Consider the following 13,844-nt stretch of genomic DNA (forward strand, 5'->3'; position numbering starts at 1 on the left):
CCGCTTAATTCGGCAAGACACTGAATGGCACGGATTCGTCGCCGACCATCACCTTGAAATCGCCCGGTTCGACCACGCGCCGCATATTCAATCCGATGAAGGACATGGCCTGAGCGGTCAACGTAAAATGCAAGGTCTTTTGCTCGCCGGGCTGCAATTCGACTTTCTCGAAGGCTTTTAGCTGCTTGACCGGGCGCGATACCGAAGCCGCTATGTCGTTCAAGTAAACCAGCACGGTTTCCTTGCCGGTCCGCGTGCCGGTATTTTTAACCTTGACGCTAACTTCCACGCTGTCGCCGGCTTTGATTTGCGCCGGTTTCACCGACAACCCGCTGGTTTCGAAACGGGTGTAACTCAAGCCGTGGCCGAACGGATACAAGGGCCGATATTGATTGGTCTCGTAAGCTTCGATGGGTTTATGGTCGTAGGGCGTGATGTCGTTGACCGCGCGCGGGTAGGAAATCGGCAGTTTGCCGCTCGGGTTGACATCGCCGAACAAAATGTCGGCCAGCGCCGCGCCGCCTTCCATACCGGGCAAAAAGCCCAATACCACCGCCCTCGCCTTGTCGGCGATTTCGGTGATGATGCGCGGCCGGCCGCCGAAAGTCACCAGCACCACCGGCTTGCCGATTTCGAAGATCGCCCTAGCCAACTGCAATTGCACCGGATCCAGCGCCAGGGTATCGATATTGCCCTCGGTTTCGGTATACGGTTTTTCGCCCAGCGCCAACACCACCACGTCGTGTTTGCGGGCCTCATTGACCGCTTGCTCGATGTTGATTTCATCGCTGAAACGCTGACCGCCGACAAAGGTGACTCGGCCGCTGGTTTTACGCTGAATTGCCTGCAACAACGTCGGATACTGTTTCGGATACAGTTCCTCGGATGCGCCTTGCCAGGTAATCGTCCAACCGCCGTTCATCACACTGAGCAAATTCGCGGTCGGACCGGTCACCAAAATACTGGCTGTTTTGGACAGCGGCAGCATGCGGTTGTCGTTTTTCGCCAAGACGATGGCTTCCCGCGCCGCTTGTCGATTGACCTCAACCGCCTCGGCGGTCGCGAAATAGCCGGCCACCGGCAACGCCGGCTCGGTACGCTCGAACAGACCGGTTTGGAATTTGACGCGCAGAATGCGCGCCACCGCCTCGTCGATACGGCTGAGCGGCACTTCGCCGCTTTTGGCTAAATCCAGCAATAAATCGTAAAAGCTGAAATTGAACGGCACCATGCTCATATCCACGCCGGCCATCACCGCCATCTTCACCGCCTCGCGCGGGCTGGCCGCCAGTTTGTCGCGGGTGTGCAGACGGATGATGTCTTCCCAGTCCGACACCGTGAAGCCTTTGAAACCCAGTTCGCCGCGCAGGATCTCGGTCAGATAATGATAATTGGCGTGGCCGGGTATGCCATCGACTTCGGCCGAGTTAATCATCACGCTCGGCGCGCCGGCCAATACGCCGGCTTCGAATCCGGGTAAAAACCATTCGCGCAAGGCCCGTTCGCCGATCCAGGCCGGCGTGCGATCCTTGCCGTTCAACGGATAGCTGTAGCCGACGTAATGCTTTAGACAGGTCGGCGCCTTGTCGGCGGCGGCCATATCCTCGCCCTGGTGGCCTTGAATAAACGCGCCGCCCAGGATTTGCGCCAGATGCACGTCCTCGCCGTAGGTTTCCCACAAGCGCGGCCACAGCGGCTGTCGGCCAATGTCCATCACCGGCGAGAAATTCCAGTCCAAACCGGAAGCTTTGACCTCGCGGGCAACGATTTCGCCTTCCTTGAACGACAATTCGGGATTGAAAGTCGCCGCCATGCTGATCGCCTGCGGAAACAAGACCGAGTTTTGGGTATAGGTGGCGCCGTGGATCGCGTCGATGCCGTAAATCACCGGAATTTTCAAGCGCGATCGCGCGGCGGTGTCCCGAATGCTTTGGGTGATGTTCCGCCATTTTTCGATAGGCTGGGCACGGTTGTTCGGCGTGGTCGGCGTATTCAGAATCGAACCGACGTGATGATTAAAGATGGCGTCGTCCAATTTGGCTTGATCGACCGGATTCTCGGCATCCTGACCATTGGCGACCGACACCACGCTGAAGTCGATCTGGGTCATTTGGCCGACTTTTTCTTCCAACGTCATTTGCGCCAATAGCGCTTGCACTCGCTCTTCCACGGGACTTGGGTTGGGTTCAGCGCTCAAGACGGACTCCGACAAAACGAATAAGGAAAGGGACACTAAAACGGCTTTGATATTCAAGGTTTTGGTAAAGGTAACGGGATAAACCGGCCGGCCGGCGAACATACCGGCCGCGACGCGACCGGAAAAACGGACGACATTAAATCATCTGCCCGCCTGCGTCTCAAGGCATCGCCGGACTTTTCCGGTCGGTTCGGAAGGTATAATCGCTCATTTAACCACGAACACAATCCGCCGATGACAACGAACGCCCAACGCTTGGATGTACTTTGCATAGGTCACGCCAGTTACGACCTGGTATTCGCGATTTCGCACCATCCCGGTCCCGACGAAAAGACCGTCGCCGACGACTTGCTTGGCTGCGGCGGCGGACCGGCCGCCAACGCGGCGGTGGCGGTCGCCCGATTGGGCGCTAGCGCCGGCTTCTGCGGCTATTTGGGCAACGATGTCTACGGCGACAGCCACTTGCGGGAATTGCTGGCGGCCGGGGTCGGTACGCAATGGGTGGTGCGCGGCGATTCGCCGACGCCGCTATCGGCGGTACTGGTCAAGCCCAACGGCCAACGGGCCCTCATCAATTACAAAGGCGGGACCGAAGCCTTGCCGGCCGAGCGATTAAGCTTCACCGGCCGGGAAGCCAAAGTCCTGCTTTGCGACGGTCACGAACCGGGACTCTCGCTGACCGCGCTGGCGGCGGCGGACGACAAGACCGGCAGCGTGCTGGACGGCGGCTCGCTGCACGCCGGCACCTTGGCCTTGCTGGACAAAGTCGATTACGCGATTTGCTCGGAAAAAATGGCCGTGCAATATGCCGGCGACGAACAGGCGGCGCTGGTCAAATTCGCCGAACTGGCGCCTGTTGCCGTCATCACGCTCGGCGCGCGCGGTTTGATCTGGCGGCGCGGCACGGAAACCGGCGCGTTGGAAGCGCCGCCGGTGCTGGCGGTGGACAGCACCGGCGCCGGCGATGCGTTTCACGGCGCCTTCGCCGCCGGTCTGGCCGCCGGCCTGGAATGGCAAACCCTGTTGCGCTACGCCAGCGCGGCAGGCGCCTTGTGCTGCACACGCTTGGGCGCCAGACCCGGCCTGCCGACGCTCGAACAACAGCTCGCGCTGCTCGCGCAATGGCGTCAGTAAACCAATACCGCCAAAATCGGCTCCCTCTGGACTCTATTGCGTGAATCCAAGGGAGCAAAAGCCGCCGCCGGCCGGGCGATAGCCGCGTATCCACTGGATAACGACGCGGAAGCAGAAGCAATTTACGCCAGTCATAAGCTTGAGCAACAGGCGGAAACCAAGCAAATCGGTTTTAACTAAACATAATACGCCGATAGCCTACGATTCCAGGTTTGGCGGATTTGGCAGAAGTTATCAGGCAAATCGAGATTTGCCACTCCGGGCGTAGCAGTGCAAAACGATAAGCGCCTTACAAAAAGTTAGCATGTGTTTTCGGTGTCGCGTCCCTGGGTGGATGCTGGACTGACTGAGAGCCATCTATACATTCAGACTTGTTGTTATTCGCTTATTTGCCGCTCACGGATTATCAGTCGGGCCTGTGTTTGACCCGCAATCGCGACTCGGCGGCCAACTTGGGTCCATCCGAATCGTCTCTTGCCTCTCGCGTCACTTGCCGAAATAGTCCAGCAGAAATTCGACGAAGGCGGTGAGTTTGGCCGGATAAAATCGGCGTTGCAAATAGGTGGCGTAGACCGCCAGCGCTGGGCGCTGGTAATCCTTGAGAATTTCGACCAACTCGCCATTTTGCAAATGCGGCGCGGCCGACAGGCGCGGCGCCCGCACGATGCCCATGCCCAACGCGGCGGCTTGGCATAGCGCCCGGCCGTTGTTGGAGGCCAGCAACCAATCCACTTTAATCCGCTGCAATTCGCCGGCGACGTTAAACAACCAATAATCGCCGTGCGGTGTATCGACGTAATGCAGGCAGCGGTGGTCGCTCAAATCCTCTATATGTTGCGGCGTGCCTTGCTCGCTCAAATAGGCGGGAGACGCATAGGTGCATAGTTCGGTTTCTGCGATCTTGCGCGCCACTACGCCGGGGTCCAGGGTATCGGTGACCAACAGCGAAATGTCGAAGTTGCCGATGCGCAAATTAGGCGGTTTGTTGTCCAAGGTCATCAATATCTTGATTTCCGGATAGGTTAGCAAAAAGCGTTCGATGACCGGTACCATGTACATGCCGCCGAAATCGATCGGCGCACTGACCTTGATGTGGCCCTTGATGCGCTCGCCCATCTGACCGGTAGCGGCTTCCAAATCGGCCAAGTCCTCCAGCAACTGCCGACTGCGATGGTAGTAAGCCTCTCCGGCGCTGGTCAAACTCAAGCTACGCGTGGTGCGGTTCAACAGAACCACGCCTAACGACGCTTCGAGCTGGGCCATATATTTGCTGATCATCATCGTCGAGCACTTCAATTCTCGAGCAACCGCCGAGAAGGTGCCGAGCTCGACGATCCGGCAAAACACCCGCATGTTGTTAAACTTATCCATGGCACCTATTTATAAACCTGTGGTTTAAGATTTATAAACCAATTCGCCTCTTTAAACCAGAGAGCAAGGTCGATAGAATGCGCCCCGGAGATAGTCGTTACATCGTCTGGTTTTGCTGTCTTAAACCAGACGTCTTTTCCCCCACCCCACCGAGGTAATTATGAGCAAAATTCTTAACGAAGTACTCCTAGCCAATCGCGGCTATGTCGCCGAATTCAACAAAGGTGATCTGGCGATGCCGCCCGCCCGCCAATTCGCTATTCTGACCTGCATGGACGCCCGCCTGGACCCTGCCAAATACGCCGGTCTGTCCGAGGGCGACGCCCACGTCATCCGTAACGCCGGCGGCCGCGCCAGCGACGACGCAATTCGCTCGCTAGTGATTTCTTATAAATTGTTGGGCACGAAAGAGTGGTTTGTGATTCACCATACCGATTGCGGTATGGAAACCTTTACCAACGAAATCATGAGCGATTTGCTGGCCAGCAGCCTGGAAACCGCCAGCGTCGACGCGTCCGGCTGGCACGATCACGGCGCGGGTCCAGGTTCCACCGACGGCAAATTCATCAATTGGCTGACCATTAAGAATCAAGCGGACAGCGTGTTGGAAGACGTCAAGCGCATCAAGGCCCATCCATTGGTTCCGGGTAACATTCCGGTGTATGGATACGTTTACGACGTCAAAACCGGCAGCCTGATCGAGGTTCCGGAGGCCACCGCGGCCGGCGCCGCCAGTTAAAGCGCCCGCCACGCGGAAAAATGCCGGCTCGTGCGTCACACCAGCCGGTTTTCAAGCATTTCTTTACTTCGAAAGCCGTCGATCGCGGCTGAAGCCGCTACAAGCATTTTTTTCGTTCTCCAGGCCGAAAACCATTTGACGATCATTGGTGCAAGGCGACCGAGCGACTAAAGCCACGGCCATCTCAGTCGCGGCCTTTCCCGCGATAAGCGACCCAGCCCAGCAGAGCGGAACCGAACATCCAAAACGCCGCCGGTAGCGGTACCGGCGCGATGTAGCCGGCCAAATCGGCGGCCGAAGCCTTGTAGGCGTGCAGCACGCCCGGCAGCAGGCTGTATTCGTCGGTCAGACTGGCGGCACTACCATTTGAAGTCCACGCGCAACCGCTGGTTTCGCCCAGCGGGCATTGAATCGAGCCGGCATAAGGATCGGCATCGCTAAACCGAAAGTACACGTCGAATTGCTGGCCGCTACCGTTTTGAGTGACGCTGTAGTCGTTGTCGGTGCCGGCTAACATTAGATAACTGCCGTCGGCCAATTTAGGTCCTATTGCCAGTCCTTCCCATTTCTCCGGCGACTTATTGCCCAACGCCGCCAGCGTGTTGGCGTCCAGGTCGATAATTTGCGCGGACTTGCTCACTTTGATATAGCCGACGCCGGAGTCCAGATCGATGTTGCTGACATCGGTCGCCCCGACCAGATCGATCTTATAGACTTCCTTATCGGCGGTCGCCAAGTCGGCGCCGACTCCGACGCCGCGATTGTTGCGCTCCAACACGAAAAACTCGTGGTCGTTGATCGCCACCAACGCCGATACGCCCTGGCCTTGGCCGGAACGCTTCATTTCGTAGGCATACTGCGCCACGGCGGCGCCGGTTTCGGTATCGAACTTGACAATGCGGTTAACTTTGCCGCTACCGGCCCCTTCATCCAGCATCGCGCTTTGCAGGATCGCGTAGGCGTATTTGCCGTCCGGACTGATCGCCAAGCCTTCGAAACCGCGGTTGGTGCGCTTGCCGGCATCGTTACCGGTGTCGGCCGCGTAATTGGCCGTACCGCTGACGCTGTTACGCGGTACCAGATTCGCCGGCGTCGCATAGGTTTTCACCACGGCGCCGGTGTTGCGGTCGATTTCGTACAAGGACGGACCGTATTCGTCGGACACCAGCAAATTACCGCTGCGCGGATTGACCACCACACCTTCCGGATCGAAGGCGTTACCCAAGGTTCCGGTCGGATTGGGGGCAATGCCGTTCAGGGCCGCGCCGGACTTGGAAAACTTCAGCGTTTGCAGCAGCGTGAAATTGGAAATCGCGCCGGTTTGGCTATCGATGTCCAAACTGAAGCGTTGCACGCGGGTCTCGTAATTCAACGAACCGCCGCCGGGACCGCGGTCGGACAAGCCCCACCACTCGTTACGGTTGGGATCGTAATAAATGTCGGAGAAAAAGCCGACCCGGCCGTCGTTGACCGACGTGCCGAAACTGTCGCCGGTCGCACCGGAAATGGTCAATCCGTTGACGAAAACCGGTGTCGCTATAGCCGCATTGGCCAACAGCATCCCGGAGCAAAACAGGGTGGATGTTAAACGCATGAAGGATGTCTCGAATCATGGGATGGAAAAGCCCCGATTCTATCCAGCGTTTATGACAGCAACGTTGCAAAAAACCGTCGCTCGGCCTTAGTGGTCGGCCGTCCGGCCGACGGCGTTTGTTCAAGCCTTTTTAACGAATTCCGACTTCAAACCCATCGCGCCGATACCGTCGATCTTGCAGTCGATATCGTGGTCTCCGTCCACCAAACGGATGTTCCTAACTTTGGTCCCGACCTTGACGACAGCCGACGAACCCTTGACTTTCAGATCCTTAATCACGGTCACGCTGTCGCCGTCCTGAAGCACGTTGCCGTAGGCATCGGTCACGACCTTGGCCGCTTCGCCGGCGTCGGTGTCGGCTTGCTTCGCCCATTCGTGTCCGCACTCGGGACAAACATAACTTTCGCCGTCTTCGTAGGTGAACTCCGATTGGCATTGGGGACAGTTGGGCAGTTGAGTCATATCGAGCTCCAGGCTTGGTTTTAAAAAACCTGCCAATGTACAGCGCAACTGGCGAAAAAGTCAAAGCGCTTGGACGCGACCACCCGGTAAAAATCAGCTGCTGCGAGGGATTTGTATGACTTGGCCGGCACGCAGATTGCCGTCGTTCATTGCGTTGGCATCGCGGATCGCCCGCATCGAAACGCCGTATTGTTGGGCGATTTCCGATAAAGTCTCACCGCGCCCGATCACGTGTTGGTTGGCCGACGGCGCCGCGACCACAACGGTTTCGCTAACTGCCGACGGCGTCGGCTCCGGTTTGACGGCCACCACCGGCTCGGTTTTTTCGATCGCGGCCAGACGGTTGCCGCCGCCGGCTTTATACAACTGCGCCATCAGCGTGCCGGCCGGCGCGTATTGCCGGAAATGCGCCATGATGCCGCCGAACACCGCCGAGGCCATCTGTTGCTGATAGCCGGCGCTGTTCAGTCGGCGCTCTTCGTCCGGGTTGGAAATAAACGCCGTTTCCACCAAAATCGACGGAATCGGCGACTTCAACACAACGAAACCGGCTTTTTGGACGTTGCTGCGATGTAAATGTCCCACCGACTTGACGTTTTTCAGGACCTTATTGCCGATGTGCAGGCTGGCATCCTTGGCCGCCTTTTGCGAGAGATCCATCAATACCGAAGCCAAGGCCTCATCGCGACCGTCACCGCCCCCAACTTTATCCGCCGCGTTTTCGCTGTCCGCCAAAAACCGGGCCACCGCGCTGGACGCACCGTTATTCGACAGGGTATAGACCGAAGCGCCGTGGGCGGACGGATCGTCGAACGCATCTGCATGAATGGACACGAACAAATCCGCCTTGGCGTCTTGGGCGATGCGCACCCGCTCGCGTAGCTTGACGAAATAGTCGCCGTTCCGAATCATCACGGCTTTCATGCCCGGTTGGCGATTGATGGAAGCCGCCAATCGTTTGGCGATAGCCAGTACCACGTCTTTTTCTTGCGTGCCGTTGTTACCCTGAGCGCCGACGTCCTTACCACCGTGACCGGCGTCGATGGCGACGACAATGTCCCGGCCCTTGGCCTTAACGGCGGATTTCAATACCGCCGGCTTTAACTCCGGCTTCGCAACCGGCTCTTGGGCAAGCGCGGCTTTTTCCAACTTAGCGACTTCCGGCTTAACCAGCGGTTTCAGTGCCGCTACCGGCTCGTCCTTGGGCGTTAATTGAATTTGCAAGGCGTTACCGGATAGCGCGGCCTTGACATCGGCGTCGCTTTTGAGTTCGACGACGACTCGCACATCGTTGCCGTTGTGCATGCCGCTACGGACATTCAGAAACAAGGGATGATCGGCGGGCGGCTGCGCGGGTGGCGCGGCGAATTTGGCGTCGACGAAATCGACGACCAAACGGCTAGGACTTTTCAACACGAATGCGTGGTGTTTGACCGGACCCGGCAACGCGAACGACACTTGCGACGCGGCTCCGTACTGGATACCGGCCAGTTCGGCCTGAGCCGCCAAAACGGCATGAGCGGCGGTAGACAAGACCACCGTCCAGAAAATTCGAGACATTCGCTGCATAGCCGTTAGCCCAAAAGTGACAATTCCGTTGAGATTATAGCAATAGGTCTTTGTTTTTCCAGTGTAGTTTTATCGAATTTTCCCAATCGCCACGTAAGTGATTGATTTGAACCGCGCGATGCTCGCCAACGTAATTCAGGGTCAATTCCAGGTCGGCCGCCGGCAGTTGTCCCATCCCCATCTCCGGCCATTCGATACAACACCAAGCCCGCTCGCCCAGATAGTCGGCCATCCCTATCCATTCCAATTCCTCGGGATCTTTCAGCCGATACAAATCAAAATGAAACAAGGCGCGGCCGTTCAAGCGGTATTCCTCGACCAAACTGAAAGTCGGACTTTTGACGGTTCCGCCATAGCCGGCCGCGCGCAACGCGCCGCGGATCAGCGTGGTTTTGCCCGCCCCCAGATCGCCGTTCAAAAACATCAGGCATTTGTCCGGCATTGCTTGCCACAACGCCGCGCCGAAGGCCTCGGTTTCCGAAGCGTCGATCAATTCGATTTCGATCAATTGAGTAACTCTCTGATTTCCGCCGGCAAATCGCCGGCCAACAAGCCGCGCTCACCGTGACGCAAGGCCAGGCGATCGGCGGCTTCGCCGTGTACGTAAACACCCAGTCTGGCCGCTTCCAGCGCCGACCAGCCCTGCGCCAGTAATCCTCCCAACAGTCCGGCGAGGACATCGCCCATGCCGCCGCTAGCCATGCCGGGATTGCCGGTGGACGACACGTAGATGCGCTCGCCATCGCCGACCAGGCTACCCGCGCCTTTCAGTACGCAAACGCCGCCGTAGCGCTGTTGCAAGCTCACTAACGCCGCAAACCGGTCGGCACCGACTTGGCCGGTCGTCGAACCCAACAATCGAGCGGCTTCGCCGGGATGCGGCGTTAAAATCCAATGATCGCGGCGTTCGGACCTCGACGCCAACAGGTTCAAGGCATCGGCATCCACCACGCAGGGCTTGCCGGACGCCAGTACCGCCGCGAACATCGTCCGTGCCCAGGCGTCTTGCCCCAAACCCGGACCGACAACGACGACGCTGGCCTTGTCCAACAGACTTGCCAAATCCGCGGAGGATTCGACGCCGTGGCACATCAATTCCGGCCGGCCAAGATTCAGGACGGCGCTATGCACGGCTCGCGTCGCGATGCTGACTAAGCCGGCACCAGTGCGCAACGCGGCTTCGCCGGCCAATCGAATCGCGCCGCTATAACCCAGATTGCCGCCAACCGCCAATACATGGCCGCAGTGGCCTTTATGCGCGACGCGCGGGCGAGGCGACGGCGGGGTTTTGGTCAGTCGGTAAATCGAACCGGCACCCGCCAATACTTCGCTGGGCAAGGCCAGGCTATCGCACAGGACTTCGCCGCAATAGTCGGCCGCAAAACCGGTCAACAAGCCGCGTTTCAGCCCGATAAAGGTCACGGTCAAATCGGCGGCCACCGCACAGCCCAAGACATTGCCGGTATCCGCGTCCAATCCGGACGGTACATCGAGAGCGACTACCGGCGCGGCGGATGCGTTGATCGCGGCGATTGCCGACGCGTAAGGCTCGGATACCGGCCGGCTCAAGCCGATGCCGAGTAGTGCGTCGACGACCACGCTGTCGCCGGGCAGACTGTCGCCCAACGCTTCGACCCGGCCGCCGGCCTGAAAATAACGCTCGGCGGCGTCGGCGGCATCCACCGGCAAGCGGGCAGAATCGGATAGTGCATGCACGTCGACGCGATAACCGGCCAGCAAGGCTAAGCGCGCCACGACATAGCCGTCGCCGGCATTATTGCCGGCACCGCAAATCACCGTCAGGCGCCGACGTTCCGGCCAGTGGCGCCGGATTTGTTCGAACGCGGCCGCCCCAGCCCTGGCCATCATGACCGCACCGGCGATGCCGTGTTCGGCCATCGCTCGCCGCTCGGCTTCGCGGATTTCGGCAACGCTGTAGAGTTGGTCGGCTGAGGGCATGGGCTTGTGTAAAATGGCGCAGTAAACCCATTATATTTTCCAGCCCACCATGCCCCCAAGTCATTTCGTCGCCACCGAAGAATTCGTTGCCAACATTCGGGCCTGGGCCCTGGACTTGGGCTTTCAACAACTCGGCATCAGCGATACCGATCTGACCAGCGCCGAAGGCCACTTGCAGCGTTGGCTGGCGGACGGGATGCACGGCGAGATGCACTATATGGCGGCGCATGGCCTTAAACGCAGCCGGCCGGCCGACTTGCAGCCGGGCACGCTCAGCATCATTTCGGCGCGGATGGATTATCTACCGGAGCATCGGAGCAGCATGGCCGAGCGGCTGAACGATCCGGCCACCGCCTTCGTGTCGCGCTACGCCCTGGGCCGCGACTATCACAAACTGTTACGTAGCCGTCTGCAAAAACTGGCCGACAAAATCGCCGCCGAGATTGGCCCATTCGGCTACCGGGTGTTCGTCGACAGCGCACCGGTGCTGGAAAAAGCCATCGCCGAGAAAGCCGGGCTAGGCTGGATAGGCAAGCACAGCAATTTAATCAACCGCCGAGCCGGCTCCTGGTTTTTCCTCGGCGAAATCTATACCGATCTGGCCCTGCCGGCCGACACGCCGGTCGCTTCGCATTGCGGCACTTGCCGAGCCTGCCTGGACATCTGCCCGACCCAGGCCATCGTCGCGCCTTACCGAGTCGATGCCCGGCGTTGCGTGTCTTATTTAACGATCGAGTTGCACGGCAGCATTCCCGAGGAACTGCGACCGCTGCTCGGCAACCGGATTTACGGCTGCGACGACTGCCAATTGATTTGCCCGTGGAATCGCTACGCCACACTCAGCGGCGAAGCGGACTTTCAACCGCGCCACCGCTTGGACCGCGCCACGCTGATCGAACTATTCGGCTGGAGCGAAACCGAATTCCTGCAACGCACCGAAGGCTCGGCGATCCGCCGCATCGGCCACGCGCGCTGGCTACGCAATATCGCCGTCGCGCTGGGCAACGCCAGAGCCGACCAAGCGATTCGCGCGGCGTTGGCCGGCCGGCTGGACCACGATTCAGAGCTGGTCAGGGAACACGTGGTTTGGGCGTTGCGGCGGCAGACCACGGAAGCCGAAACTTGAGCCACGGCTGAAACTTGCGGTAAAGTACCTGCCTATCCTTTCCGGAGGCCAGCATGTCGATTCCGGCCCTCGCCAACACTCAATTCCCCGACTATTCCGGTTCGGCGAAGAGCGGTTCCGCCGCCGCGCGGCAAGACTCGACCAAAACCCAGCAAACCGGGGCCAGCGCCCAGCTCAGCGACGAACAACTCGCGCAAGTTCAAAAACTGAAAACCCGCGACCGGGAAGTCCGCGCGCACGAGCAAGCCCATCTGAGTGCCGCCGGCGGCCTGGCAACCGGCGGCGCCCACTTTCAGTACGTCACCGGCCCGGACGGGGTGCGCTACGCGACCGGCGGCGACGTCGGCATCGACACGTCGGAAGTCAGCGGCAATCCGCAAGCCACGTTGGCCAAGGCCGATACGATACGCCGGGCCGCCTTGGCGCCTGCCCAACCGTCAGGCCAGGATTTGAGCGTGGCCGGGCAAGCCAGCGCGATGGCGGCCAAAGCGCGCGCCGAATTGCTAAAAAGCCAACAAGCGCCAAACTCCGGCCAGCACCTGAATGTGCGGGCCTGATCAGTCGGCGCCGAACTCGACCGCAAAACCGCCGTTCGGATCGATCCTGACCACCCTGGCCATCTGCACCGGCGCGTCGTCGAACTCGGTGGTCTGGACTTCGACGACCGCCCCCATTGGCGGGATCAATTCTACCGGACAGAACAAATACAACCCGGTTTCGGAGAAATCCCGCATGTCGAGGATTTGCGTCTCGGTCGAAACCGGAACCGTCACCCGGATCTTAGCCCGGTGTTTCAGACGCGGATGTCTGCGCTTGTTATCTACCACGAATACTCCCGACTCTCTCCAAGTTCCAATGCGCGCAGCCGGTCCTCAAACCAGCAAATAAAGCCCTAATCCTACCATGACCAGTCCGCTGAGCAATTTGAGCCAACGTCCTTCGCGTTCCCGCAGCCGCCGCTGACTCAGCGTCCAGACGCCGACGGCCAGCACAATCACGTCGTCCAGCATATAGGCGGCATTATAGAGCAGCAAATAACCGTAATATTCGACCCCTTGCAACTGGCGCAGCGTCAGTATCCGGGTATACAAAGCCGGAAAACCGGAAGTACACATGAACTCGACGACCTGAACCAGCACAGCCAACACCACGGCGCCGACGATGGCACCGAACAAGTTGTCGGCTTGTAGGATGGCCCGCATCCGCGCGTATATGCCCGGCTTGGCGGACGCCGGAATCGATAGCGAAAATCCGCGTCCGAACGCCCAAAAGTCTTTCAGATGGATGGCGCCGGCCACTATCGCGATGGCCGCGATCGCCCACTGCGAGCCGCGCGACCAACCGATCAGCAAAAACAGATTCAGCCACGCCGCCATGAACGCGAAATAGGCGATGCCCTCCACGACCACGAAGGTGCCGGCCACCGCCAGCATCCGCATCCGCTGTTGCATCGGCGCCAGCATCGAGAGCATTAAGAGTAGCACCCACATCGAACACGGATTGAAACCGTCCAGCAAGCCCATTGCCAGCGTAAACAGCGGTAACCCGACCTGATCTAAATCAATCCGCCGGCCCAGAAACGTGAAGCCGAAACTTTCCGGCTGCGAGTCGGGTACCACCTCAGGCGTTTCGCAACTTGTCTCGGGAACGACGCTGCAACTGCCGGCGTCGCCGGTCGCGATATCGGCCCGCT

At 59.3% G+C, this 13,844-nt stretch carries 14 protein-coding genes; 5 read left to right on the forward strand and 9 right to left on the reverse strand.

Features of this window, described 5'->3' with window-relative positions; genetic code table 11:
- Positions 1-4: 4 nt before the first annotated feature.
- Positions 5-2,197: a glycoside hydrolase family 3 N-terminal domain-containing protein gene (locus A1355_RS05150; protein WP_231883566.1), complete on the reverse strand. Its 2,193-nt coding sequence runs from the start codon at positions 2,195-2,197 to the stop codon at positions 5-7.
- A gap of 234 nt (positions 2,198-2,431) precedes the next feature.
- On the opposite strand from A1355_RS05150, the gene A1355_RS05155 reads away from it, so the two are divergent.
- Complete coding sequence (locus A1355_RS05155; RefSeq protein WP_064025684.1) at positions 2,432-3,331, forward strand: carbohydrate kinase family protein; 900 nt, start codon at positions 2,432-2,434, stop codon at positions 3,329-3,331.
- 36 nt (positions 3,332-3,367) lie between these two features.
- Entirely contained in the window at positions 3,368-3,511 is a 144-nt protein-coding gene (locus A1355_RS25605; protein WP_197471720.1) for a hypothetical protein, read from the forward strand.
- A gap of 306 nt (positions 3,512-3,817) precedes the next feature.
- Here A1355_RS25605 and A1355_RS05160 read toward each other — a convergent pair whose 3' ends face one another.
- Positions 3,818-4,702, reverse strand: coding sequence for a LysR family transcriptional regulator (locus tag A1355_RS05160; protein WP_064025686.1), 885 nt, complete (start codon positions 4,700-4,702; stop codon positions 3,818-3,820).
- A gap of 160 nt (positions 4,703-4,862) precedes the next feature.
- Between A1355_RS05160 and A1355_RS05165 the strand changes: the two genes are divergently transcribed.
- On the forward strand, positions 4,863-5,441 hold the full coding sequence (locus A1355_RS05165) for a beta-class carbonic anhydrase (protein ID WP_064025688.1): 579 nt from the start codon (positions 4,863-4,865) through the stop codon (positions 5,439-5,441).
- 184 nt (positions 5,442-5,625) lie between these two features.
- Here the strand turns inward: A1355_RS05165 and A1355_RS05170 are convergent, their stop codons facing one another.
- The 5 genes from A1355_RS05170 to A1355_RS05190 all read right to left on the reverse strand — a co-directional run bounded on the left by A1355_RS05170 (position 5,626) and on the right by A1355_RS05190 (position 11,025).
- On the reverse strand, positions 5,626-7,035 hold the full coding sequence (locus A1355_RS05170) for an esterase-like activity of phytase family protein (RefSeq protein ID WP_064025690.1): 1,410 nt from the start codon (positions 7,033-7,035) through the stop codon (positions 5,626-5,628).
- 120 nt (positions 7,036-7,155) lie between these two features.
- Positions 7,156-7,497 carry a zinc ribbon domain-containing protein YjdM gene (locus A1355_RS05175; RefSeq protein WP_064025692.1) on the reverse strand — a complete coding sequence of 114 codons (342 nt, stop codon included), beginning with the start codon at positions 7,495-7,497 and terminating at the stop codon, positions 7,156-7,158.
- Between the two features lie 93 nt (positions 7,498-7,590).
- On the reverse strand, positions 7,591-9,057 hold the full coding sequence (locus tag A1355_RS05180; protein ID WP_231883567.1) for an N-acetylmuramoyl-L-alanine amidase: 1,467 nt from the start codon (positions 9,055-9,057) through the stop codon (positions 7,591-7,593).
- A gap of 43 nt (positions 9,058-9,100) precedes the next feature.
- Positions 9,101-9,574 (reverse strand): tRNA (adenosine(37)-N6)-threonylcarbamoyltransferase complex ATPase subunit type 1 TsaE, encoded by a 474-nt coding sequence (gene tsaE / locus A1355_RS05185; RefSeq protein ID WP_313729958.1) that lies wholly within the window; start codon positions 9,572-9,574, stop codon positions 9,101-9,103.
- Positions 9,571-11,025, reverse strand: a complete 1,455-nt coding sequence (locus A1355_RS05190; RefSeq protein WP_064025696.1) for a bifunctional ADP-dependent NAD(P)H-hydrate dehydratase/NAD(P)H-hydrate epimerase — start codon at positions 11,023-11,025, stop codon at positions 9,571-9,573. Before A1355_RS05190 ends, tsaE begins: the two co-directional genes overlap by 4 nt.
- Positions 11,026-11,074: 49 nt before the next feature.
- On the opposite strand from A1355_RS05190, the gene queG reads away from it, so the two are divergent.
- Positions 11,075-12,151, forward strand: a complete 1,077-nt coding sequence (gene queG, locus A1355_RS05195) for a tRNA epoxyqueuosine(34) reductase QueG (protein ID WP_064025698.1) — start codon at positions 11,075-11,077, stop codon at positions 12,149-12,151.
- Positions 12,152-12,204: 53 nt separating this feature from the next.
- A complete protein-coding gene (locus tag A1355_RS05200) occupies positions 12,205-12,708 on the forward strand; it encodes a putative metalloprotease CJM1_0395 family protein (RefSeq protein WP_064025700.1) in 504 nt (167 codons plus the stop codon).
- On the opposite strand, the gene A1355_RS05205 is transcribed toward A1355_RS05200, so the two are convergent.
- A complete protein-coding gene (locus tag A1355_RS05205; protein ID WP_064025702.1) occupies positions 12,709-12,978 on the reverse strand; it encodes a PilZ domain-containing protein in 270 nt (89 codons plus the stop codon). It abuts the gene before it with no gap.
- Between the two features lie 45 nt (positions 12,979-13,023).
- On the reverse strand, positions 13,024-13,844 hold an 821-nt coding region (locus A1355_RS05210), incomplete at its 5' end, for an NrdH-redoxin (RefSeq protein ID WP_231883568.1).

This window comes from Methylomonas koyamae, from assembly GCF_001644025.1.
Classification (GTDB): domain Bacteria; phylum Pseudomonadota; class Gammaproteobacteria; order Methylococcales; family Methylomonadaceae; genus Methylomonas; species Methylomonas koyamae_A.

Bases quoted from the DNA above. Each gene is read 5' to 3' on its own strand.
- A1355_RS05165 (WP_064025688.1), top strand. From the start codon at position 4,863: ATGAGCAAAATTCTTAACGAAGTACTCCTAGCCAATCGCGGCTATGTC.
- queG (WP_064025698.1), top strand. From the start codon at position 11,075: ATGCCCCCAAGTCATTTCGTCGCCACCGAAGAATTCGTTGCCAACATT.
- A1355_RS05155 (WP_064025684.1), top strand. From the start codon at position 2,432: ATGACAACGAACGCCCAACGCTTGGATGTACTTTGCATAGGTCACGCC.
- A1355_RS05190 (WP_064025696.1), bottom strand. From the start codon at position 11,025: ATGCCCTCAGCCGACCAACTCTACAGCGTTGCCGAAATCCGCGAAGCC.
- A1355_RS05200 (WP_064025700.1), top strand. From the start codon at position 12,205: ATGTCGATTCCGGCCCTCGCCAACACTCAATTCCCCGACTATTCCGGT.
- A1355_RS05180 (WP_231883567.1), bottom strand. From the start codon at position 9,057: ATGTCTCGAATTTTCTGGACGGTGGTCTTGTCTACCGCCGCTCATGCC.
- A1355_RS05170 (WP_064025690.1), bottom strand. From the start codon at position 7,035: ATGCGTTTAACATCCACCCTGTTTTGCTCCGGGATGCTGTTGGCCAAT.
- A1355_RS05175 (WP_064025692.1), bottom strand. From the start codon at position 7,497: ATGACTCAACTGCCCAACTGTCCCCAATGCCAATCGGAGTTCACCTAC.
- A1355_RS05160 (WP_064025686.1), bottom strand. From the start codon at position 4,702: ATGGATAAGTTTAACAACATGCGGGTGTTTTGCCGGATCGTCGAGCTC.